Annotated in this window: 19 protein-coding genes; 14 read left to right on the top strand and 5 right to left on the bottom strand. The window is 63.2% G+C overall.

All coding sequences use genetic code 11. The features are described 5' to 3' along the window. The first annotated feature begins 198 nt into the window (after window positions 1–198). The gene (locus RTW82_RS13430; RefSeq protein WP_316925377.1) at window positions 199–2,511 is read left to right on the top strand and encodes a DUF1631 domain-containing protein; all 2,313 of its coding nucleotides are present in this window, start codon (window positions 199–201) and stop codon (window positions 2,509–2,511) included. Window positions 2,512–2,520: 9 nt separating this feature from the next. Beyond that, complete coding sequence (locus RTW82_RS13435; protein WP_021219353.1) at window positions 2,521–2,853, top strand: PilZ domain-containing protein; 333 nt, start codon at window positions 2,521–2,523, stop codon at window positions 2,851–2,853. A 58-nt stretch (window positions 2,854–2,911) separates the two neighbouring features. Here the strand turns inward: RTW82_RS13435 and clpB are convergent, their stop codons facing one another. The 3 genes from clpB to rluD all read right to left on the bottom strand — a co-directional run bounded on the left by clpB (window position 2,912) and on the right by rluD (window position 7,339). After that, window positions 2,912–5,476: an ATP-dependent chaperone ClpB gene (gene clpB, locus RTW82_RS13440; protein ID WP_021219354.1), complete on the bottom strand. Its 2,565-nt coding sequence runs from the start codon at window positions 5,474–5,476 to the stop codon at window positions 2,912–2,914. Between the two features lie 166 nt (window positions 5,477–5,642). Continuing rightward, the gene (gene pgeF / locus RTW82_RS13445; RefSeq protein WP_316925378.1) at window positions 5,643–6,368 is read right to left on the bottom strand and encodes a peptidoglycan editing factor PgeF; all 726 of its coding nucleotides are present in this window, start codon (window positions 6,366–6,368) and stop codon (window positions 5,643–5,645) included. Further along, entirely contained in the window at window positions 6,368–7,339 is a 972-nt protein-coding gene (gene rluD / locus RTW82_RS13450) for a 23S rRNA pseudouridine(1911/1915/1917) synthase RluD (protein WP_021219356.1), read from the bottom strand. The genes pgeF and rluD overlap by 1 nt, the downstream gene beginning before the upstream one ends. Before the next feature lie 148 nt (window positions 7,340–7,487). Here rluD and RTW82_RS13455 point away from each other — a divergent pair, with 148 nt between their 5' ends. From RTW82_RS13455 to RTW82_RS13470, 4 genes are all read left to right on the top strand, one after another. Continuing rightward, window positions 7,488–8,507: an outer membrane protein assembly factor BamD gene (locus RTW82_RS13455; protein WP_316925379.1), complete on the top strand. Its 1,020-nt coding sequence runs from the start codon at window positions 7,488–7,490 to the stop codon at window positions 8,505–8,507. 182 nt (window positions 8,508–8,689) lie between these two features. Further along, on the top strand, window positions 8,690–8,926 hold the full coding sequence (locus RTW82_RS13460) for a PP0621 family protein (protein WP_021219358.1): 237 nt from the start codon (window positions 8,690–8,692) through the stop codon (window positions 8,924–8,926). Beyond that, the gene (locus RTW82_RS13465) at window positions 8,916–10,508 is read left to right on the top strand and encodes a sensor histidine kinase (protein WP_021219359.1); all 1,593 of its coding nucleotides are present in this window, start codon (window positions 8,916–8,918) and stop codon (window positions 10,506–10,508) included. Before RTW82_RS13460 ends, RTW82_RS13465 begins: the two co-directional genes overlap by 11 nt. 2 nt (window positions 10,509–10,510) lie before the next feature. Continuing rightward, entirely contained in the window at window positions 10,511–11,845 is a 1,335-nt protein-coding gene (locus RTW82_RS13470) for a sigma-54 dependent transcriptional regulator (RefSeq protein WP_316925380.1), read from the top strand. Between the two features lie 12 nt (window positions 11,846–11,857). Here RTW82_RS13470 and thiO read toward each other — a convergent pair whose 3' ends face one another. Further along, the gene (gene thiO, locus RTW82_RS13475) at window positions 11,858–12,958 is read right to left on the bottom strand and encodes a glycine oxidase ThiO (RefSeq protein WP_316925381.1); all 1,101 of its coding nucleotides are present in this window, start codon (window positions 12,956–12,958) and stop codon (window positions 11,858–11,860) included. 39 nt (window positions 12,959–12,997) lie between these two features. Between thiO and RTW82_RS13480 the strand changes: the two genes are divergently transcribed. From RTW82_RS13480 to RTW82_RS13515, 8 genes are all read left to right on the top strand, one after another. After that, window positions 12,998–13,507 carry a GspH/FimT family protein gene (locus tag RTW82_RS13480; protein ID WP_316925382.1) on the top strand — a complete coding sequence of 170 codons (510 nt, stop codon included), beginning with the start codon at window positions 12,998–13,000 and terminating at the stop codon, window positions 13,505–13,507. A 113-nt stretch (window positions 13,508–13,620) separates the two neighbouring features. Then, the gene (locus RTW82_RS13485) at window positions 13,621–14,139 is read left to right on the top strand and encodes a GspH/FimT family pseudopilin (RefSeq protein WP_043243741.1); all 519 of its coding nucleotides are present in this window, start codon (window positions 13,621–13,623) and stop codon (window positions 14,137–14,139) included. Next, window positions 14,126–14,701: a type IV pilus modification protein PilV gene (gene pilV, locus RTW82_RS13490; RefSeq protein ID WP_316925383.1), complete on the top strand. Its 576-nt coding sequence runs from the start codon at window positions 14,126–14,128 to the stop codon at window positions 14,699–14,701. The genes RTW82_RS13485 and pilV overlap by 14 nt, the downstream gene beginning before the upstream one ends. Beyond that, window positions 14,698–15,507 (top strand): PilW family protein, encoded by an 810-nt coding sequence (locus tag RTW82_RS13495; protein ID WP_316925384.1) that lies wholly within the window; start codon window positions 14,698–14,700, stop codon window positions 15,505–15,507. The genes pilV and RTW82_RS13495 overlap by 4 nt, the downstream gene beginning before the upstream one ends. A 9-nt stretch (window positions 15,508–15,516) precedes the next feature. After that, window positions 15,517–16,059, top strand: coding sequence for a PilX N-terminal domain-containing pilus assembly protein (locus tag RTW82_RS13500; protein ID WP_184488602.1), 543 nt, complete (start codon window positions 15,517–15,519; stop codon window positions 16,057–16,059). 15 nt (window positions 16,060–16,074) lie between these two features. Next, window positions 16,075–16,419 (top strand): hypothetical protein, encoded by a 345-nt coding sequence (locus tag RTW82_RS13505; protein WP_265167686.1) that lies wholly within the window; start codon window positions 16,075–16,077, stop codon window positions 16,417–16,419. 15 nt (window positions 16,420–16,434) lie between these two features. Continuing rightward, complete coding sequence (locus RTW82_RS13510) at window positions 16,435–20,739, top strand: PilC/PilY family type IV pilus protein (RefSeq protein ID WP_316925385.1); 4,305 nt, start codon at window positions 16,435–16,437, stop codon at window positions 20,737–20,739. Beyond that, window positions 20,739–21,176: a type IV pilin protein gene (locus RTW82_RS13515; RefSeq protein WP_316925386.1), complete on the top strand. Its 438-nt coding sequence runs from the start codon at window positions 20,739–20,741 to the stop codon at window positions 21,174–21,176. Before RTW82_RS13510 ends, RTW82_RS13515 begins: the two co-directional genes overlap by 1 nt. 53 nt (window positions 21,177–21,229) lie before the next feature. On the opposite strand, the gene ispH is transcribed toward RTW82_RS13515, so the two are convergent. Beyond that, window positions 21,230–22,174, bottom strand: a complete 945-nt coding sequence (gene ispH / locus RTW82_RS13520; RefSeq protein WP_184488598.1) for a 4-hydroxy-3-methylbut-2-enyl diphosphate reductase — start codon at window positions 22,172–22,174, stop codon at window positions 21,230–21,232. Between the last annotated feature and the right edge of the window lies 1 nt (window position 22,175).

The following is a 22,175-nucleotide window of genomic DNA, read 5'->3' on the forward strand; positions in this document are numbered from 1 at the left end:
AACTTTCCAATCTCATCCGCTTTGAACCGTGGTTCGCTGCATCTGAGGCGCGCCATTTTACGTTTCCAGAACGAGCTGTCAACCCCTGAAAAGCGAATTTATACAATGCTTTGCAGTTGTCTGGCCGGCTGCTATATCTGTGCCTATCCAAGATCACCTATAGGACGCGCCGGCCAAACGGCCCCGGCAGGACAGTCCATGAGCACCCAGGACACCCCCCCTCCTCCCTCCCGCCCGCAAACCATCCTTGCCAGCCGTGGTATCCAGCCACGCTTCGGCGAATTGGTGCAGAGCTGCCGCAAGCTGGTGATGAACCGGCTGGCGGAACACCTGACCGGCGTTTTCGCCCAGGTCGACGACACCTTGTTCGAATGCGCCGAAAAGGCCGAGAACAACCAGGTGCAGACGCTGTTCTTCGACAGCATGCGCGACGTGCGCAAGCAGCGACCGCAGATCGAGCGCGCCTATCACCAGCGCATCGCCCAGCAGTTCGCCGATTTCCTCGATGGCACCCTCAAACCGGAACAGACGGCGGCCGAGATGGATGCCGACCGCCTGGAGCTGGTGCAGAACGAGGAATATGAAGAGAGCCTGCTGGTCACCAACATGGTCAGCCGGGTCAAGGCACGCTGCGCGCAGTCGCTGTTCGCCCTCGACCAGCGCCTGGCGCTGCTCAACAACGGCAAGAAGATAGGCGAGGACAGCAACCCCTTCGGTCCCCAGGCCATCGCCCAGGCCTTCCGCGAAGCCCTGGAGCCGACGCCCTTCCCGCTGCGCATCAAGACCATCCTCTACATGCTCTTCGACCAGCATGTGATGCAGGGCCTGGAGACGCTCTACGACGCGCTCAACAAGCGCCTTATAGAGGCCGGCGTGCTGCCCAACCTCAAATACACCGCGCAACGGGCCCCCAGCCCGGCGCGCAGCGCAGCGGTGAACGGCCAGCCCGCACCTGCCGCCCGCAACGAGCAATCCACGCCGGCCACCACGCTGCCACCGCCCCCCGCCGACCTGGGCGCGCCGCCGCCCCTGGACCCGGGCGCCCTGTTCAGCGGCCTGGCCGCGCTGCTGGAGGAACACCGCCAGCGCAACCTCGATACACCGCTGCTCGGCGGCACCCCGAGCATCGCCAGCTACGCCCCGCGGGGTGCCACGCGCACCTACAGCGCAGCGGAACTGCTGGAAGCGCTCAACCGCCTGCAGCAGCAATCGGCCCACGAACTCGCCGCGCGCCTGCAACAGCCGCAGCGGGTGGACGGGCTCAAGGCCGACCTGCAACAGCAACTGGAAACCCACAGCAGCCTGCCGGGGCAGCAGAAGCTTTCCGACCAGGAAGCCGACGTCATCGACCTGGTGGGCATGCTCTTCGACTTCATCCTCGACGACGACAACCTGCCGGACAGCTGCAAGACCGCCCTCTCCCACCTGCACACGCCCTATCTGAAGGTGGCGCTGCAGGACAAGGCGCTGTTCACCCAGCATCACCACCCCGCCCGGCGCCTGCTCAACACCATGGCCCAGGCCGGCGTGCTCTATGGCGGCGAAGGCGAGGAGCGCGGGCTGCTGTCGAAGATGCAATGGGTAGTGGAGCGGATCATCCACGGCTTCATCGGCGACCTGCAGCTGTTCGACAGCCTGCTGGACGAGTTCAACGAATACGTCGCCACCCTGCGGCACAAGGTCGAACTGCGCGAACGCCGCGCGGTCGAGGCGGCCAAGGGCCGCGACAAGCTGCTCAGCGCGCGCCAGCAGGCGGTGGACGCCATCGCCAGGGTGCTGGCAGGGCGCGAGCCGCCGAGCATCATCCGCAACTTCCTCGAACAGACCTGGAGCGACGTGCTGGTCTTCGTGCTGCTGCGCCATGGCGACCGTGGCGAGGAATGGCGACGCTCGCGGGAAGTGGCCGAGCAGCTGGCCTGGAGCGGCACACCGCTGGATGCCAACGGCCGCGAGCGCCTGCAAGGCCTGCGCGTGGCGCTGCTGGAAGACCTGCGCAAGGGCCTGGAGCTGCTCGGTGGCTACCACGAGGACGGCATCCGCCGCCTGCTGCAGGACCTGGTGGCCTGCCAGCACGCCGTGCAGGGCAAGCAGCCGCAGCTGGCCGCACAGATCAACCCCGACCTGCCCAAGAGCCCGCTCAGCGAAATGCTCGGCGAAGACGCCGGGCTCTTGGCACCGGCACGCCCGTCGGGCCTGTCGCCGCGCGCCCAGTTGCTGGTCAAGGAGCTGGAGAGCCTGGAGTTCAACACTTGGTTCGAGTTCGTCGAGGAGGGCCAGGGGCGCAAGCTCAAGCTGTCCTGGTACAGCCCGACCACGCGCAACTACATGTTCGTCGACCACAGCGGCCAGCGCGTCGCCATCAAGCCCATCACGCTGCTGGCCAGCGAAATGGAACAGGGGCTGGCACGCATCATCGCCCCGGAACACAACGCACCGCTGGTGGACCGCGCCCTGGGCGCCATCTACCGCGTCCTGCAACGTTTCACCGGCCGCAATGCCGAGCCGAGCTAAGGAGCCCCCATGGAAGACCGTCGACATAGCAGCCGCCACGCCACGGAACTCCAGTTGGAGGTTTACGACCTGCACTCCGCCCAGCGCCTGGGCCGGGTGGTGGACCTCTCCGCCGATGGCTTCATGCTGTTCAGCGAGTCGCCGCTGGCCACCGATTCGGTGTGGGAATGCCGCATCGTCTCGGCCACGCCGGTGGAGGGCGTCAGCGAAGTGCGCCTGGGCGCCGATTGCCTGTGGAGCCGCCCGGGTGCGGACGGCCAGCACAGCTGGGCCGGCTTCCACATCATCGACCTTGCCGAAGACCAGGCCGCGTCCCTGGACGTGCTGCTCCGGCACATCTGAGGCCGCGCACACTAAAAAGCCCCGCAATGCGGGGCTTTTTCTTTCCGGGTGGGCGGCATCAGACGAAGACGATGTCCTCGCCTTCCACCTTGCCGCTGATGGCGATGCCCGGGGCGAACTTGCCAGCCAGGATCAGTTGCGCCAGGGGGTTCTCGATCCAGCGCTGGATGGCGCGCTTGAGCGGGCGCGCGCCATAGACCGGGTCGTAGCCAACGGCGATCAGCTTGTCCATCGCCTCGCTGGACAGCTCCAGGTTCAGCTCCCGCTCGGCCAGGCGCTTGCGCAGGCGCTGCAGCTGGATCTCGGCGATGCCGGCGATCTGCTCGCGGGCCAGCGGTTCGAACACCACCACCTCGTCGATACGGTTGATGAACTCGGGGCGGAAGTGGTTGCTCACCGCATCCATCACCGCCGCGCGCTGGGCTTCGCGATCCCCTACCAGTTCCTGGATCTGTGCGGAACCGAGGTTGGAGGTCATCACCACCACCGTGTTGCGGAAGTCCACGGTACGGCCGTGGCTGTCGGTGAGGCGACCGTCCTCCAGCACCTGCAGGAGGACGTTGAACACGTCCGGGTGGGCCTTCTCGACCTCGTCCAGCAACACCACCGAGTACGGCTTGCGACGCACGGCCTCGGTCAGGTAGCCGCCTTCTTCATAGCCGACGTAGCCCGGCGGCGCGCCGATCAGCCGTGCCACGGAGTGCTTCTCCATGAACTCGGACATGTCGATGCGCACCAGCGCCTCCTCGGTGTCGAAGAGGAACTCGGCCAGGGACTTGCACAGCTCGGTCTTGCCGACACCGGTCGGGCCGAGGAACAGGAAGGAGCCACTGGGCCGGTTCGGATCGGAGAGCCCCGCACGGGAGCGGCGCACGGCGTTGGCCACGGCGACCACCGCTTCGTCCTGGCCGATCAGGCGCTTGTGCAGCATGGCCTCCATGTTCAGCAGCTTCTCGCGCTCGCCTTCGAGCATCTTCGAGACGGGGATGCCGGTCCACTTGGAGACGACCTCGGCGATTTCCTCATCGGTGACCTTGTTGCGCAGCAGCTGGTTCTCGGTCTTGCCGTGCTGGTCGACCATCTGCAGGCTGCGTTCGAGGTCGGGGATGATGCCGTACTGCAATTCGGCCATGCGCTGCAGGTCGCCCTTGCGGCGCGCGGCCTCCATGTCCAGGCGGGCTTGTTCGATGCGCTGCTGGATCTGCGCCGAGCCCTGCACTTCGGCTTTCTCGGACTTCCAGATCTCTTCCAGGTCGGCGTACTCGCGCTCCAGGCGGGCGATGTCGTCCTTGAGCTTTTCGAGGCGCTTGAGGGCGGCGTCGTCGTCCTCCTTCTTCAGGGCCTCCTGCTCGATCTTCAGCTGGATCAGGCGGCGCTCGAGACGGTCCAGCGCTTCCGGCTTGGAGTCGATCTCCATGCGGATGCGGCTGGCGGCTTCGTCGATCAGGTCGATGGCCTTGTCCGGCAGCTGGCGGTCGGTGATGTAACGGTGCGACAGCTTGGCCGCGGCGACAATGGCGCCGTCGGTGATGGTCACACCGTGGTGCACCTCGTAGCGCTCCTTGAGGCCACGGAGGATGGCGATGGTGTCTTCCTCGCTGGGCTCGTCCACCAGCACCTTCTGGAAGCGGCGCTCGAGGGCGGCGTCCTTCTCGATGTACTGGCGGTATTCGTCCAGGGTGGTGGCGCCGACGCAATGCAGCTCGCCACGTGACAGCGCGGGCTTGAGCATGTTGCCGGCGTCCATGGCGCCTTCGGCCTTGCCGGCGCCGACCATGGTGTGCAGCTCGTCGATGAACAGGATGATCCGGCCTTCCTGCTTGGACAGCTCGTTGAGCACCGCCTTTAGGCGTTCCTCGAACTCACCGCGGAACTTGGCGCCGGCGATCAGCGCGCCCATGTCCAGGGACAGCAGGCGCTTGTCCTTGAGGCCGTCCGGTACTTCACCGTTGACGATGCGCTGGGCCAGGCCTTCGGCGATGGCGGTCTTGCCGACGCCGGGCTCGCCGATCAGCACCGGGTTGTTCTTGGTGCGGCGCTGCAGGACCTGGATGGTGCGACGGATTTCGTCGTCACGGCCGATCACCGGGTCGAGCTTGCCGTCTTCGGCGCGCTTGGTCAGGTCGACGGTGTACTTGTCCAGCGCCTGGCGGGATTCCTCGACGTTGGGGTCGTTGACCGCCTGGCCGCCACGCAGGTTGGCGATGGCGTTCTCCAGCGCCTTGCGGGTGACGCCCTGGCCGAGCAGCAATTTGCCGAGCTTGGTGTTCTCGTCCATGGCGGCGAGCAGCACCAGTTCGCTGGAGATGAATTGGTCACCCTTCTGCTGGGACAGGCGGTCGGCCTGGTTGAGCAGGCGTGCCAGGTCCTGGGACAGGTTCACGTCGCCGGTGGGGTTCTGGATCTTCGGCAGCCCGTCCAGCTCCTTGGTCAGGGCGCTGCGCAGGGCGGCGATGTCGAAGCCCACCTGCATGAGCAGGGGCTTGATGGAGCCGCCCTGCTGGTCGAGCAGGGCGAGGATCAGGTGAAAGGGTTCGATGGCCGGGTGATCGTGGCCCACGGCCTGGGACTGGGCATCGGAGAGCGCCAGTTGCAGCTTGCTGGTCAAACGGTCGATTCGCATAGGGCAGTCCTTCCTTTAAAGAGCGGGCTGGAGCGATGAAGGCTCCGGAGACGAGAAGCCCGCCGAGATGAAGTCTAGATAAGGACGATTCTGGGCGATTCAAGCCATCGCGACTTGACGGAGGTCAGTCGACGACGGTCGGCGCGGCGATCCGCAGGAGGAAAAGTCAGTCGACGAGCCAGACGAGGCTGGCGAATCGCCCGGTGCGCGAGGCGCGGCGGTAGGAGAAGAAACGCGGATCGGTGACGGTACAGAAGCCGCCGCCAAAGACAGCGGTGACGCCCCGTGCAGCGAGACGGATGCGCGCCAGGGCGTAGATATCGGCGATCAACCGGCCTTCGTTGTGGCTCGGGCGGAAGGCCGACTCGGCTTGCGGGTGCTGGGCGACGAAGACGTCGCGCACTTCCGGGCCGACCTCGAAGGCATCGACGCCAATGGCCGGGCCGAGCCAGACCAGCACCTGGTCCGCCGGGCGGTCCAGGGCATCCAAGGTCGCTTCGAGCACGCCATTGGCCAGCCCGCGCCAACCGGCGTGGGCCGCCGCGACACGGGTGCCGGCGCGATCGCAGAACAGGGCGGGCAGGCAATCGGCGGTCATCACCAGGCTGGCGATGCCGGGCGTCGAGCTCCAGCTGGCATCGGCCGTCTCGACACAGGTCGGATCGGCCTCGACCACGCGCACGCCGTGCACCTGGCTGAGCCACGCGGGCTGGCAGCCGAGCGTCTCGACCAGGCGCTGGCGATTGCGGGCAACGGCAGCGGGAGCGTCATCGACGTGATCGCCCAGATTGAAGCTGTCGAAGGGGGCCTCGCTGAAGCCCCCGGCACGGGTGGTGACGCAGGCACGGACCCGCTCGGGTGCAGGCCAGTCGGGCGTCAGCCAGTCATTCATCAGTTGAAGGACTCGTGGTCCTGGCGCAACAGGGTGAGCAGCCAGACCATATCGTCGGGCAGCGGCGACTCCCACTTCATCCGCGCGCCGGTCACCGGGTGATCCAGTTCGAGGAAGCGGGCATGCAAGGCCTGCCGGGGGAAGTCCTTGAGGGTCTGGACCAGCGTCTGGCTGGCTGCCGGAGGAATACGGAAGCGGCCGCCGTAGACGGGGTCACCCACCAGCGGGAAATTCACATAGGACATGTGCACGCGGATCTGGTGCGTGCGCCCGGTTTCCAGCTTGACCCGGGCATGGGTGTGCGAGCGGAAGCGCTCCAGCACACGGTAATGACTGACCGCCGGTTTGCCGCCAGCCACCACGCCCATGCGCTGGCGCTGCTGGGAGCTACGACCGATGGGGGCATCGACCTTGCCGCCGGCGGTGATCACGCCGACCACCACGGCCTCGTAGATGCGACTGACGGTGCGGGCCTGGAGCTGTGCCACCAGCTTGGTGTGGGCTTCCAGGGTCTTGGCTACCACCATCAGGCCGGTGGTGTCCTTGTCCAGGCGATGCACGATGCCGGCACGGGGCACGTTGGCCAGGTCCGGCACATGGTGCAGCAGGGCATTGAGCAGGGTGCCATCGGCATGCCCGGCAGCGGGGTGGACCACCAGCCCGGCGGGCTTGTCCAGCACCAGCAACTGGTCGTCCTCGTAGACGATGTTCAGCGCGATGTCCTGGGCGACCCACTCGCCCTGGGATTCCTGCTCGGCGTTGAGCTCCAGCACGGCACCGCTGTAAACAGTGTCACGCGGGCGCAGCACCTGGCCGTCGACCGTGAGCAGGCCGTCCTTGATCCAGGCGGCCAGGCGCGAACGCGAATGCTCGTCGAAGAGCTGTGCAGCGACCTGATCGAGGCGTTGCCCGCCCAGTTCGGACGGCACCTCGGCGCTGAGTTGGATGACCTGCTTGATAATTGGGGACATGCTCGGAAACGGCGGGGGCGCAGCCTTTGGTTTCGGCCACGCGCTTGTGGTTAAATACGGCGTCTTTGTCCTGGGGGAGCCCAGGGCGCCCATCATAACAGGACGGCTCCGCCCAAGACAGCCAGCCGTCACAGGGACGCAAGCCGCTATGCAAGTGAAACACCTGCTGCTGATCGCTATTCTCGCCCTAACCGCCGCCTGCTCCTCCAAAGAGGTGGTAGACGAGAACCTGAGCGAGTCCGAGCTGTACCAGCAGGCTCAGGCCGATCTGGACAACAAGAGCTATACCAGCGCCGTATCCAAGCTCAAGGCCCTCGAGTCCCGCTATCCGTTCGGTCGTTATGCCGAGCAAGCCCAGCTGGAACTGATCTACGCCTACTACAAGAACGTCGAGCCCGAAGCCTCCAAGTCCGCCGCCGAGCGCTTCATCCGCCTGCACCCACAGCACGCCAACGTCGACTACGCCTATTACCTGAAAGGCCTGGCCTCCTTCGATCAGGACCGTGGCCTGCTCGCCCGCTTCCTGCCGCTGGACATGACCAAGCGCGACCCGGGTGCTGCCCGCGACTCCTATAACGAGTTCGCCCAGCTGACCACCCGCTACCCGCACAGCCGCTACGCACCGGACGCCAAGCAGCGCATGATCTACCTGCGCAACCTGCTGGCCGCGTACGAGATCCACGTCGCCCACTACTACCTGACCCGCCAGGCCTATGTCGCCGCCGCCAACCGTGGCCGCTACGTGGTGGAAAACTTCCAGGAAACCCCTGCCGTCGGCGATGGCCTGGCCGTGATGGTCGAGGCTTACCAGCGCCTGAGCCTGAACGACCTGGCAGCCACCAGCCTGGAAACCCTGAAGCTCAACTACCCGGACCACCCGAACCTGGTCGACGGCCAGTTCGTACCTCGCGAAGAAGAAGCCGACAACCGCTCCTGGCTGGCCAAGGCCACCCTCGGCCTGATCGAGAGCGAGCCGCCGCTGCCGCCGGGCGAAACCCGCGCCAACCAGGACGTGATCAAGCAGTACGAAGACGCCCAGGAAGAAATCCCGGACGAGCTCAAGCCCGAGAACCAGCAGGAAGTGCAGGAAGAACAGCACGAAGCAGAAGCCACCAACAGCGGCGACCGCTCCTGGTTCAGCTACATGACCTTCGGCGTGTTCGACTGAGAACGACCGCGATGTAAAGAAGAGGCCTGCGGGCCTCTTTTTTTGTCCGCACGAAACGTGCTCATCCCTGTTTTTGCGCCTGGCCAGGGGACCTGATGCACAGCTCGCGCCCTCCCCGCTGGGCGCCGACCATCGGCTTGGCTAAACTGCGCTCCTTTCAACGACAAGTGAGCTCGACTGGGATGGTCCGCCTGCTGTTCTGGATTGTTGTGATCTTCGCCGCCGTCTGGGTCTGGCGCCGCATGAAGACGCCACCGGCACCGCGTCCGCAGAAGCCTGTGGACGAAACCGCCAGCCCGATGGTGCGCTGCACCCAGTGCGGCGTGCACGTGCCCCAGGCCAACGCGTTGGCCAACGGCGAGCGCTGGTACTGCAGCCGCGCGCACCTGGAACAGGACACCTCCAGCGGTGAGCGCTGAAGCCCCCGCGCTGGGCAGCCAGCCGGCACGCCGCATCTTCCGCCTCTACAACATCTACCGCCTGCTCATCGGCCTGGCACTGGTGGGCCTGATCTCCAGCGAGCTGGACAGCGAACTGCTCGACTTGGCCCGCGCCCAGCTGTTCCGCAATGCCTGCTGGTTCTACCTGCTGCTGAACATCCTTATCGCGCTGATGGTCCGCCATCCGAAACACATGCTGCAGGTCTTCAGCCTGGCGCTGGTGGACGTGATCCTGTTGTCGTGCCTGTTCTATGCGGCGGGTGGTACGCCTAGCGGTATCGGCAACCTGGTGATAGTCGCGGTGGCGATCGCCAACATCCTGCTGCGCGGCCGGGTCGGCTTGCTGATCGCCGCCGTTGCCGCCATCGGCATGATCTACCTGACCTTCTACCTCAGCCTCAGCCGCCCGGAAGCCGCCAGCCAGTACGTGCAGGCCGGCGCCCTGGGTGCCTTGTGCTTCGCCGCCGCCCTCTTCGTCCAGGGCATCAGCAAGCGCCTGCAACTGAGCGAGACCCTGGCCGAAAAACGTGCCGCCGACGTCGCCAACCTGGAAGCGCTCAACGCCCTGATCCTGCAGCGCATGCGCACCGGCATCCTGGTGCTCGACCCCCAGCACCGCGTAATCCTGGCCAACCAGGGTGCGCTGACGCTGCTGGGCCGCGAGGACCTGGCCGGCAAGGTCCTCGACCCGCAAAGCCCGGAGCTGGTGAAACGCCTGCAGCAGTGGCTGGACAACCCCACGCTGCGTCCCCAGAGCCTGCAGGCGGTGGCCGAAGGCCCGGTGCTGCAACCGAGCTTCGTCTCCCTGCAGCGGGGCGAGCAGCGGGACACCCTGATCTTCCTCGACGACATCTCGCAGATCGCCCAACAGGCCCAGCAACTCAAGCTCGCCTCCCTGGGTCGTCTGACCGCCGGCATCGCCCACGAGATACGCAACCCACTGGGCGCCATCAGCCACGCGGCGCAGTTGCTGCAGGAGTCCGAGGAGCTGTCCGGTCCCGACCAGCGCCTGGCGCAGATCATCCAGGACCAGTCGCGGCGTATGAACCTGGTGATCGAGAACGTCCTGCAGCTCTCCCGCCGCCGCCAAGCGGAGCCGCAATTGCTCGACCTGAAGTACTGGCTGCACCGCTTCGCCAGCGAATTCCGCAACGCATCCGGCCCGGGCCAGACGCTGCACATCGAGACCAACAGCGGCACCATCCAGACCCGCATGGACCCGCACCAACTCACCCAGGTACTGACCAACCTGGTACAGAACGGCCTGCGCTACAGTTCACAGAAGAACAAGGTAGGACAGGTCTGGCTGAAGCTGTTCCGCGACCCGGAAAGCGACCTGCCCGTTCTGGAAGTGATGGATGACGGCGCCGGCGTACCCGCCGAGCAGGTGCAGCACATCTTTGAGCCCTTCTACACCACCGAAAACAAGGGCACCGGGCTTGGCCTGTACATCTCACGGGAGCTGTGCGAGAGCAACCAGGCCCGTCTCGACTACAGGCCCCGCGAAACCGGAGGCAGCTGCTTTCGCATAACCTTTGCCCACCCGCGCAAATTGAGCTGACCATGACCAGACAGAAAGCACTCATCGTCGATGACGAGCCCGATATCCGCGAGCTGCTGGAGATCACCCTCGGCCGGATGAAGCTGGATACCCGCAGCGCCCGCAACGTGAAAGAGGCCCGCGAGCTCCTGGCCTCCGAACCCTTCGACCTGTGCCTCACCGACATGCGCCTGCCCGACGGCACCGGCCTCGACCTCGTTCAGCACATCCAGCAACGCCACCCTCAGGTGCCCGTTGCCATGATCACCGCGTACGGCAGCCTGGATACGGCCGTCAACGCCCTGAAGGCCGGCGCCTTTGACTTCCTTACCAAGCCGGTGGACCTCGGCCGGCTCCGCGAACTGGTAGCCGCCGCCTTGCGCCTGCGCACCAGCAGCAACGGCGAAACGCCGATGGACAACCGCCTGCTCGGCGATTCCCCGCCGATGAAGTCGCTGCGTAACCAGATCCAGAAACTCGCCCGCAGCCAGGCCCCCGTGTACATCAGCGGCGAATCCGGCAGCGGCAAGGAGCTGGTGGCCCGCATGATCCACGAGCAGGGCCCGCGCCATGAAGACCCCTTCGTACCGGTCAACTGCGGCGCCATCCCGTCGGAGCTGATGGAAAGCGAGTTCTTCGGCCACAAGAAAGGCAGCTTCACCGGCGCCATCGAAGACAAGATCGGCCTGTTCCAGGCTGCCCACGGTGGCACCCTGTTCCTCGATGAAGTGGCCGACCTGCCCCTGCCCATGCAGGTGAAACTGCTGCGCGCCATCCAGGAAAAAGCCGTCCGCACCATCGGCGGCCAGCAGGAAGTGGTGGTGGACGTGCGCATCCTCAGCGCCACCCACAAGGACCTGGCCGCAGAAGTGGCTGCAGGACGCTTCCGCCAGGACCTTTATTACCGCCTGAACGTCATCGAACTCAGCGTCCCTCCGCTGCGCGAGCGCCGCGAGGACATCCCGCAACTGGCCGACGTCATGCTCAAGCGCCTGGCGGCGGACAGCAGCGCCGCGGCCAGCATCACCCGCGATGCGATGGAGAAGCTCAAGAGCTACCGCTTCCCCGGCAACGTCCGCGAACTGGAGAACATGCTGGAACGGGCCTACACGCTGTGTGAGAACGACCAGATCCAGCCCGAGGACCTGCGCCTGACGGATGCACCGGCGGCTTCCGAAAACGGCGAAGCCGACCTCGCGCAAATCGACAATCTCGAGGACTACCTGGAAGAGGTGGAGCGCAAGCTGATCATGCAGGCGCTCGAGGAAACCCGCTGGAACCGCACCGCCGCCGCCCAGCGCCTGGGCCTGACCTTCCGCTCGATGCGCTACCGCCTGAAGAAACTGGGGATCGACTGATCCCCAGGCCGATCAGGCCAGCGGCCTCAAGCGCGCCGATGGCGCGTAGGGCGCCGGGTCGACGATGGGCTCACGCCCCAGCATCAGATCGGTCAGCAGCCGACATGACGCAGGCGCCAACACCAGGCCGTTGCGGTAATGGCCGCAGTTCAACCAGAGCCCATCGAATCCCGGGACCGGCCCGATAAAAGGAATGCCATCCGGCGAGCCCGGACGTAGCCCCGCCCAATGCCCCACCACCTCGGCATCCGCCAGGGCTGGCAGCATCTCGATCGCCGATGCCCTCAGGCTCTCCAGCGCCGACTCGGTCGGCGTCTTGTCGAATCCCTCGTGCTCCAGGGTGCTGCCCACCAGGATGTGGCCATCACGCCGCGGAATCGCATAACGCCCCTTGGCCAGCACCATGCTTGGCAGGAAGTCTTCGGCGCACTTGAAGAGAATCATCTGCCCTTTCACCGGCTCCACCGGCAGATCAAGCCCCAGCGTCGCCAGCAACTCCCCGCTCCAGGCCCCCGCACAGAGCACAACGCGATCGGCACGGATATCGCCCTGCGCCGTGCGAACACCAACGACCTGCCCTTCCTCGCGAATGAAGCCATCGACGGCGCAATCTTCCCGAAGCGTGACATTAGGCAGTTGAAGCAGGGCTTCGCGCAGGGCGCGAGTCAGGCGCGGGTTGCGGACGTTGGCGACGTCGGCCATGTGGATGGCGGTGGAGTAGCCCTCGGCCAATGTAGGAACAGCAGCCTTGACCGAGCTGATCGCCACGCGAGAAACCGGGCGATTGCGCTCTGCGGCCCACGCCAAAGCCTGCGCCTCATCGTCCAGATCGAGCCAATACAGACCCGTTACGTGAACCTCGGGATCGGTTCCGGTTTTCTGCAGCAACTCCTGACCGAGAGGCGGGTAAAAGTCCTGCGACCAATGAGCCAGGGCCGTCACGGCATCGCTGTAACGCCATGGATAGAGCGGCGATACAATTCCACCGCCCGCCCACGAGGACTCTCGACCAGCGCGCTGGCGCTCCACAAGCACGACATGCTCTGTTTCAGCAAGCTCAAGGGCAGTCAGTAACCCTATCGCCCCCCCACCAACAATCAGGACAGACACCACAACCTCCTCTTAGAACTCCAGGGAAATGGAGAACAACACATGGACGTACACAAGCATCAGGGCCTGACCCTGCTCGAACTGCTGATAGGCCTGGCCTGCCTAGCAATACTGCTAGGCCTGGGAACACCCGCCATCACGCACATGCATGATCAGCACAAGCTTTCATCTTTCAGCAGCGAACTCTCCCACTCCATCCAACTTGCTCGGCATCAGGCATTGGCACACAACGCGCGGACCACGCTGTGCCCGCTGGACGACGACAATCGCTGCTCCAGAGACTGGAGCGGCATCTTGAGCATTTTCGAAGACTGGGAAGGCGAGCGATTGCTCCGCAGCGAGCACAACCTCATAAGGGTTCTTGAATTGCCCGATGGACTGGAGCTCGCCTGGCGAGGAATGGGAGGCGGCCACGCCCTTCACTTCAACGCTCAGGGACATACGTTCGTGAGCAACGGCACATTTCTCGTGAAATCAAAGATTTCTGGCGCAAGCCGGCGAATCGTTGTCAATCGTCAAGGCAGGTCGTTTCTCAAGGAAGCAGAAGAATAGTCTGAATGAACGGCCAGGAATACCGCTCGTGCCCAACTCAATGCCGACCATCCTCGGGTGTTTGAGGTTGCCTCTCCGGCTCGCTAGCTTACAGGCTGAGCAGAGGAGCTTTCATGGAACGTACACGTGGGTTCAGTTTGATTGAATTGATGGTGACCGTCATCATCCTGGGGATAGTGGCCGCTATCGCACTCCCTAACCTTGCGGGCTTCGTCATCCGCCAGCGCGTCGGGGGGCAGGCCAGCGAGCTGATGAACGCACTAGTATTCGCTCGCGTGGAGGCCACCAAACTGAATGCCAATGTGGTCGTCCTCCCAGCGGCTAACAATGAAGACGGGTGGACCAATGGCTGGTGTGTCGGCACCACCGCCATCAACGATTGCAGCGACGCGGCCGTGATCCGTAACTTCCAGGGGTCACCGAGTGACGTCCAGATCAACTCCCCCTACCTGCAAGCCACCAACCGGCTGACATTCCGCCGCGACGGCACCTTGTTGTCCGGCATCAGCGCCCAGGCCTTCAAGGTCACCTCCAGCAAACTCAAGGCAGACGACGCCACTGCACGCTGCGTCTACGTGAACGCCATGGGCAAAGCCTCCATCAAGAAGGTCAATCGCGATGCAGATTGCTAATTTCACCCGCCAGCAACTGGGCGCTTCACTGATCGAGGTATTGATCGCCCTGGTGATCTTCGCGGTCGGACTGCTCGGCTTCGCGGCCTTGCAACTCAATGCACTGCAAAGCTCAGGCGATAGCAGTCAGCGCACCCAGGCGACCTGGGTAGTACAGGAGCTCGCGGAGCGCGTTCGTGCCAATCCAGAGGCAGCGCTGGCCAGTTACGCCAGCGCGCCCAACTGCAGCAACCTCCCGGCCCAGCGCTGTGCTGACTATTACGACCCCATCAGTGGTGCCAAGGTCAACGCGACCAACTGCACAGCTGCACAGATGGCGGCGTTCGACCGCTGGGAAGCCCAGTGTCCCTACAGCGGCAACAACACCTACTTGGCTGACGCCACCGCTCGTGAAGGCCGCTACAACAGCCGGGACTTCATGGCTCTAGCCGCGAGCGGCACTCCTCCCCTGGCCGTCGTCGCCTCTGGCACTCAGCTCACGATCACGGCGAACTGGCAGAGCAAGGCAGAGAAGAACTCCAACGGACAGAACCTGTCCGGAAGCGTGCAGGTGCAACGATGAATCACAAGTACCCCTACCACCTGTCCAAGCGCCAGGCTGGCCTGAGCCTGGTCGAACTGATGATCGGCCTGACCCTTGGGTTGATCCTGCTACTTGGTGTGATCCAGGTATTCATCGCCAGTAAACAGACGTTCGCCACCAACGACGCCATGTCCAAGCTTCAGGAGAATGGACGCTTCGGGCTGGAGTTCATCAGCCAGAGCGCCAGGCTGGGCGGCTACCTGTCTCCAGGTGCGTCGCTGGATCGCCCCCTGCCCATCGAGAAAGAGGGCTGTGGCGTCGGTAACTCCAGCAATAACCCTTGCGCTCTGAACGGTAGCGCCAGCGACTCCGACGTCGTCAGTTTCACGTTCGAACCTCCGATCATCGAAGGGGTAAAACGCGACTGCACCGGCGCTACCGTCCCCGATAACAACTTGGTTACCAACACCTATTTCATTCTCGCAGCGGACGCCAATAACCCGCTGCCATCGCTGGCATGCAAGTCGTTCAACAGAACGACCAATGCCGTGCTCAGCCCGCAACAACGGCTCATCGACGGCATCGATGCCCTGCAGGTGCAGTACGGCGTGGATACCGCCGGGGACTCCAAAAGCGTCAATCAATTCGTGTCCTCGGACCGCGTAACCAACTGGACCAAGGTCATTGCCGTTCGCATCGCCTTGCTAGCCAACTCGGTCGATGTCCTGAATCCGGCACCGCCGCAGCGCAACTTCTACCTGCTGGATGGGGCTCCGCTCTCATTCAACGATGGGCGGGCGCGGCAAGTGTTCACCACCACCATCCAGTTCAAGAACAACTACTGAGGCCTGACGATGAAAGCAGTCCCCCCGCTCGCCTCTCAGGCCGGCGCCACCCTGATTGTCGCGCTGGTGTTTCTGGTAGTACTGACCGCTGCCGGCATCACGGCCGTTCGCTTTGCCACGAACGATGAACGCATGGCCAGCAGCAATCAGTTCCGCAATACGGCCTTCCAGGCAAGCCAGACGGAAATCCGCGCCCAACTTTTGCGCTTCAACGTCGTAGCCAATCGTCAACCCTTGATGTCCGCGATGGAGGCAACCGCTGTCACCAGTGCCTCCAGCGCGCCCAATGGCGAGTCTAACGCGACCATCATCGCGCGCTTCCCCAATCTTCGTGAGCTGCAGACCCTGACGACGCGGACCGCTACGAGCGCGATACCTCAAACGCCCAAGCTACGCAGCATGGGTGATCTGGATTGCGCCAGTTTCGGCCAGGGCTATTCCTTCGGTAACTACACCTGCCGCCAGTATGAAGTGAGAAACGTCGCGACCATCGGTACCAGCGGCGCCTATTCCGACCAGACCCAGGGCCTGGTCTTCTTCAACCTCAAATAAGCTTCGGAGCCAGATATGAACCTGTACACAAAGCTGAGCGCCGTTGCCTTATTGGCAGCCACTTTCGCTGCATCGACTTCGGCGGATGAAACCCAAGAAGCGCCTCCCAAGTATGTCGAAAGCGCCATCATCATTCTCAACCTGACCAACAAGGCTGATGAAGGAGCCTCGGGCTATCTCCTCGCCACCCCTTGCACCGGGTGCGAACCACTGAAGATGCAAGTGACAAAGCAGACCACCCTTTATCTTCAAGGCAAACCCAGCAGCTTTTCCGAGCTGGGCATGAAAATCGACTGGCAAGGCTCGGTGTTCTACGAACCTGGCACACCGCCAACCGTCACCGAACTTTTCCTGAATTAAATCCGAGGGACCATCATGAGCATCAAGAGACAACTCGCCATAGGCGCCTCGGCCTTCGCGTACCTGAGCCTTTCGCTAAGCACTGCACTGGCTGATGACACGGAAATCTACACGACACGTGAACTGCCTGCGGATCAGCGTGTACGCCCCAACATCCTGTTCGTGATCGATACATCCGGCTCCATGCAGAGCGGTGTCCCTGGCACCAACTGCAACTCCCTGACCCCTATCGATAGAACATCGGACGGTATTCCTCGAGACTGGTGTACCAGCACCGAAGCCAGGACCAACCGCACCAACAACGGCCAATTGACCCGTATCCAGGTAGTCAAGGAAGTGGTCAACCAACTGGTTGATGAGTTGGCTCTCTCCAACGACTCCAATATCGGACTGGTACGCTTCAGCTCGGATAACGAAGGGGGGTTCGTCAACGTACCGGTCCAGCAGGCCGGCACCGTCGCCAGCACCTTCAAAACCCAGCTGAACAGTTACTACGCCAGCGGTTCCACGCCGCTGCTGGAGACCTATCACGAAGCCGCGCAGTACATGCGCGGTGCAGCCCTGGTGTATGGCAACAGCTCTCGAGGCGTAATCGAGGACGGCAAGAACGCAAGTACTCGGAACCCCTGGAACAGCGCATCTACCTCTTACTCGGGCTCCAGCTACCTTTCGCCTATTCAGAACTCCTGCCAGAAGTCCAACATCATCGTGCTCACTGACGGCCTGCCAAACGGTGATAGCAGCAGCAACTCAGCGATCCAGAGCCTGACTCGCACTGGCACAGCCAACACCAATTACACCTCGTGCAACCGCGGTTACCCCACTGACGGGGAGGCCAATGCAGGCTGCTGGATGCCTGGCCTGGCCGAGTGGCTGGCCAATAACGACAACGGCCCCGCCTCGGTCAATGGCAAGCAGACCATTTCGACCTACACCATCGGCTTCGGCAACATCAGTGACACCCGCCTGCTGAGCGATACTGCGGCCTTGGGCCAAGGCAAGTTCTTCACCACCAATGACACATCGGGCCTGGTGACCTCGCTGAAGTCGATCATCGTCGACATTCTTGCCGAAAACACCACCTTCACGACCCCAACGGTTTCGGTGAGCGCCTATAGCAACTTCGGCTACCGCAACGATCTCTACTACGCATTATTCCGCCCTGCAAAGGGCGCCCGGTGGTTGGGCAATATCAAGAAATACAAGGCGACGTCGGACAGCAGTGGCAACCTGGTGGTGACGGATGCCAACAGCAACAACGCGGTCGACTCCGCTACCGGCTTCTTCGCGGACAGCGCACAGAGCTACTGGAGCGCCTCGCCTGACGGCAAGAATGCCGGCCTGGGTGGCGCTGCCAGCCGTTTGACGGACCCGGCCAACCGCAAGCTCTACACCTATACCGGCAGCAACCTCGAGCCACGCACCAATGCCGGTACCACTTCGGTCAACCTGACCGGGTCCGCACACCTGCTCCTCAACAGCAATACAGCCTTGACCAAGTCAATGCTGGGTGATGCGAGCATGACCGACGCCTACAAAGGCAACCTCCTCACCTGGGCACGCGGCACCAACCCGGCAGATAGCAGCATTCGCGCGCAGATCGCGGACGTATTGCACAACGCTCCCAAGGTCGTTGCATACACCAGCGATGAAGACATCGCGCGTATCTCCGCTGGCACGACACAGGACAAGCTCGCCCTGTTCTATGGCACCAACGAAGGCTTCATCGGCGCGATCAATCCCGCCAATGGCAACGAACTCTTTTCGTTCATCCCTAAAGAACTGCTAGGCAACCTGAAGTCCTATTACGACGATCCCCAGGGGAGCATCAACAAGAAGTACGGGATCGATGGCCAGTTCGACCTCAAGGTGGCCTACGGCACTCGCAACCCCACCACCAACCTTCGCGCCGTCAGCGGCGTCACCCTATATGCAGGCATGGGGCGTGGCGGTCGCAACTACTATTCGCTGGATATGACACCGACCACTGCGGGCGATCCGGCAACCATCCAACCCAAGCTGAATTGGGTCATTCGCGGCGGCTCGGGCGGCAGCACCGGTTTCTCGCGCCTCGGGCAGACCTGGTCGACCCCCAAGGTGGCCAAAGTCAAGTGGAACGGCGACGTAACCGACGTACTGATATTCACCGGCGGCTACGATACCAACCAGGATAACGATGCGACGCCGGACAACCCGAAAAACGACTCCTATGGCAACGCCCTCTATGTGGTGAACGCAAACACGGGCCAAAAACTGTGGATGGCGGGCCCTAGTGGCGATACTGATGCCAACCTCACGCTTTCCAGCATGACCAACAGCATGCCGGCAGACCCGGCACTGGTCGACCTGGGCGGCGACGGGCTGGTCGACACCATTTTCACCTCGGATACCCGCGGGCAGATCTTCCGTTTCGATATCAATCAGAGCAACACCAGCGCCAGCAACTTCGCGACCGGCAACCGCATCGCCAACATCGGCGGCACCGACGCGACAAACAACCGCCGCTTCTACAACCAACCCGACGTTGCGCTGATCAAGGAGCGCGGCGGCCAGTCGTACTACACCATCAGCATCGGCTCCGGTTACCGCGGTCACCCGCTGAGCGAGGCTGCACTGGATCGTTTCTATGTAATCCGAGACAAGAACGTCTATTCGGCCCCCACCTATTGCTCCACAACGGTCACCACCAACTGCACCGCGTCGATCACCGAAAGCAATCTGGTCGATGTGAGCAGCGTCAACCTGACCAGCGCGCAAGCCCAAGACATCCAGAACCAGATAAATACCAAGCGTGCGGAGATCGACACACTCACAGCAGCGGAAACCAACGCGCGCAATGCATTGACCGCTTACCAGACCAGTATTGGCTATACCGCTAAGCTCAACACTCTGGTGGAAACCAATACGACGATCAACCAGAAGCAAAGCGCGATCGATACCATTCTGCGGAACGATCCCTATGTAAAAGATCATGCGTCTGAAACCGACAGCCGTACGCAGTCCCACAGCCTGGTGGTATCCGCTCAGAGCGCTCTGGCCCAGCTCAATGCACAGACTCCGACGACCGCTGCCGCCAGCAGCTTCCAGGCTGCGGAACTGGACAACGCCCAGGGAACGGATGTCGGCGCGCTTCAGGCCAGGATCACCGCCGCACTGAACGACAGCAACCTTTCCAGCCAATATGCAGCCATCATCGCCAAGCAGAACCAGATCACGGCAACCAAGGCAGCAGGGGGCGACGCCAGTGCCCAGGAAAGCGACCTGAGCACCCTGACGGAGGCCTACGAATCTTCAGCGGCCTATCAGACTCGCCAGACCCTACTAACCAACCTGAACGGCATCAACGACAAGATCACTCAGATCGCAGCACTGCAGGCGCAGATCATCGCCGCCTACAACCTGGGTACTCCTGCAGGAGATAGCGATGCCGCAAGCAAGCTGACACAGCTCGACGCAGCCAAAACATCGCTTACGAGCCTCCTACCCGGTGGGCTCCCGGCGGTTCCTGCCGGCACCACCAACAGTGATCTGATCGCTCGTACCGAAACCCAGAACCAGACCAACCTCGAGGCGATCAGCTCCCCGCTCGTAACCCAGGCCAATCTCCTGACCAGCCTCGAGGGCGAACGCCTGACCTTGGCGGGCCAGGCATCGACCCTGCAATCCGAGCTGCAGGCACTGGCCAACCAGGCTTACAGCGCCAGCAGCAACCTGCTGAACGCAACCCAACTCGCAGAGGCCACGGCGCAGGATCCAACGCCACCGCTCACCCAGTTCGATGCCTACAACTATCTGATCAGCAAGGCCCAGGCTGCAGCCGTTGCCGGTATTCCGACCAAGCGTCAGGAAATCAACACGCTGTATGCGCAACTGACACCGGGTGATAGCTACACGCCCAACCCGACCCTGTTGGCGAACAGCAGCGGCTGGTTCATCCGATTCCCCACGGGCGAGAAAGTCCTGTCCAGCTCGACCAGCTTCGCAGGGTCCGTACTCTTCACCACGTTCCGCCCCAGCGGCCAGCAAACGACCACCTGTGGTCCGGACGTAGGGCGCGGCCGCTTCTACGCACTGAACCTGATCGATGCCAGCGCAGTGTTCACACAGACGGTCAGTGGCACCAAAACCCCGGTGCGCAGCTTCGACCTGGCCCACGGCGGCATTCCGCCCAAACCGGCGACCATCCTGCGCGACGACAATCGTGTAGGCTTGCTCTGCGGTGCAGAAGGCTGCACACCGCCTGATACAACGTGCGTGGACGGCGCGCAGATCTGCGAAACCAATAAAGCGATACGCGACCTCTACTGGAGAGAAAACTGATGGTCAAACAGAAGGGGTTTACCCTGGTAGAGCTGCTTATAGTCGTAGCGATCATCGGCATTCTTGCCGGGATCGCCTACCCCAGCTATCAGAACTACGTGATGCGCACCGGGCGCAGCGATGGACAGACCTGGCTGATGCAGATCATGCAAGCCCAGGAACGCTACTATTCGCAGAATCAGACTTATACGACCAACCTGGGCACGGGCGGGCTTGCCTATCGCAATGCCGCAGGCACCGCCATTGCAGCGAACGGTGCAGTCATCTCGGAAAATGCCCGCTACAGCATCAACGCAAACGCCTGCACAGGTACTACCATCGACAAGTGCGTAATTCTCACCGCTACCCGCCAGGGACCACAAACCGCAGACTCCTGCGGCAACCTGACCCTGGATAGCCGCGGCACCAAAGGCGCTGCGACAACAGGCTGCTGGTAAGACAACAGAAACAAAAAAGGGCCCATCAGGGCCCTTTTTCATTCCAGCAGGAATCACACCGCCTTCAGCCGCAACTCCTTCGGCATCGAGAAGGTGACATTCTCCGGCCGCCCATCCAGCTCGACCGCAACCTCGGCGCCCCAGGCGCGCAGCTGTTCGATCACACCCTGCACCAGCACTTCCGGCGCAGAGGCACCGGCAGTGATACCGACGCGGGTGATGCCTTCGAACCACTCCTGCTTCATGTCCTCGGCCCCGTCGATCAGGTAGGCCGGGGTGCCGATGCGTTCGGCAAGTTCGCGCAGGCGGTTGGAGTTGGAGCTGTTGGGGCTGCCGACCACCAGGACCACTTCACTCTCGTCGGCGAGTTGCTTGACCGCGTCCTGGCGGTTCTGGGTGGCGTAGCAGATGTCGTCCTTGCGCGGGCCGCCGATGCTGGGGAACTTGCTGCGCAGGGCGTCGATGACGCGGCTGGTGTCGTCCATGGACAGGGTGGTCTGGGTGACGAAGGACAGCGCCTCGGGGTTGCGCACCACCAGGCTTTCGACGTCGGCTTCGTTTTCCACCAGGTAGATGGCGCCGCCGTTGCTGCCGTCGTACTGGCCCATGGTGCCTTCGACTTCCGGGTGCCCGGCATGGCCGATAAGCACGCATTCGCGGCCGTCACGGCTGTAGCGGGCGACTTCCATGTGCACCTTGGTCACCAGCGGGCAGGTGGCGTCGAAGACCTTCAGGCCACGGCGGTCGGCTTCCTGGCGCACGGCCTGGGAGACGCCGTGGGCGCTGAAGATGACGATGACGTTGTCCGGGACCTGGTCCAGCTCCTCGACGAATACCGCGCCGCGGGCGCGCAGGTCTTCGACCACGAACTTGTTGTGCACCACTTCATGGCGCACGTAGATCGGCGGGCCGAACACTTCCAGCGCGCGGTTGACGATCTCGATGGCGCGATCGACGCCGGCGCAGAAGCCGCGGGGGTTGGCGAGTTTGATTTGCATG

Source organism: Pseudomonas sp. zfem005, from assembly GCF_032621735.1.
GTDB lineage: Bacteria > Pseudomonadota > Gammaproteobacteria > Pseudomonadales > Pseudomonadaceae > Metapseudomonas > Metapseudomonas solani.

Bases quoted from the DNA above. Each gene is read 5' to 3' on its own strand.
- clpB (WP_021219354.1), bottom strand. From the start codon at position 5,476: ATGCGAATCGACCGTTTGACCAGCAAGCTGCAACTGGCGCTCTCCGAT.
- RTW82_RS13460 (WP_021219358.1), top strand. From the start codon at position 8,690: ATGGTCCGCCTGCTGTTCTGGATTGTTGTGATCTTCGCCGCCGTCTGG.
- ispH (WP_184488598.1), bottom strand. From the start codon at position 22,174: ATGCAAATCAAACTCGCCAACCCCCGCGGCTTCTGCGCCGGCGTCGAT.
- RTW82_RS13430 (WP_316925377.1), top strand. From the start codon at position 199: ATGAGCACCCAGGACACCCCCCCTCCTCCCTCCCGCCCGCAAACCATC.
- RTW82_RS13485 (WP_043243741.1), top strand. From the start codon at position 13,621: ATGGAACGTACACGTGGGTTCAGTTTGATTGAATTGATGGTGACCGTC.
- RTW82_RS13505 (WP_265167686.1), top strand. From the start codon at position 16,075: ATGAACCTGTACACAAAGCTGAGCGCCGTTGCCTTATTGGCAGCCACT.
- RTW82_RS13455 (WP_316925379.1), top strand. From the start codon at position 7,488: ATGCAAGTGAAACACCTGCTGCTGATCGCTATTCTCGCCCTAACCGCC.
- RTW82_RS13510 (WP_316925385.1), top strand. From the start codon at position 16,435: ATGAGCATCAAGAGACAACTCGCCATAGGCGCCTCGGCCTTCGCGTAC.
- rluD (WP_021219356.1), bottom strand. From the start codon at position 7,339: ATGTCCCCAATTATCAAGCAGGTCATCCAACTCAGCGCCGAGGTGCCG.
- RTW82_RS13500 (WP_184488602.1), top strand. From the start codon at position 15,517: ATGAAAGCAGTCCCCCCGCTCGCCTCTCAGGCCGGCGCCACCCTGATT.
- pgeF (WP_316925378.1), bottom strand. From the start codon at position 6,368: ATGAATGACTGGCTGACGCCCGACTGGCCTGCACCCGAGCGGGTCCGT.
- pilV (WP_316925383.1), top strand. From the start codon at position 14,126: ATGCAGATTGCTAATTTCACCCGCCAGCAACTGGGCGCTTCACTGATC.
- RTW82_RS13480 (WP_316925382.1), top strand. From the start codon at position 12,998: ATGGACGTACACAAGCATCAGGGCCTGACCCTGCTCGAACTGCTGATA.
- RTW82_RS13495 (WP_316925384.1), top strand. From the start codon at position 14,698: ATGAATCACAAGTACCCCTACCACCTGTCCAAGCGCCAGGCTGGCCTG.
- RTW82_RS13435 (WP_021219353.1), top strand. From the start codon at position 2,521: ATGGAAGACCGTCGACATAGCAGCCGCCACGCCACGGAACTCCAGTTG.
- RTW82_RS13470 (WP_316925380.1), top strand. From the start codon at position 10,511: ATGACCAGACAGAAAGCACTCATCGTCGATGACGAGCCCGATATCCGC.
- RTW82_RS13515 (WP_316925386.1), top strand. From the start codon at position 20,739: ATGGTCAAACAGAAGGGGTTTACCCTGGTAGAGCTGCTTATAGTCGTA.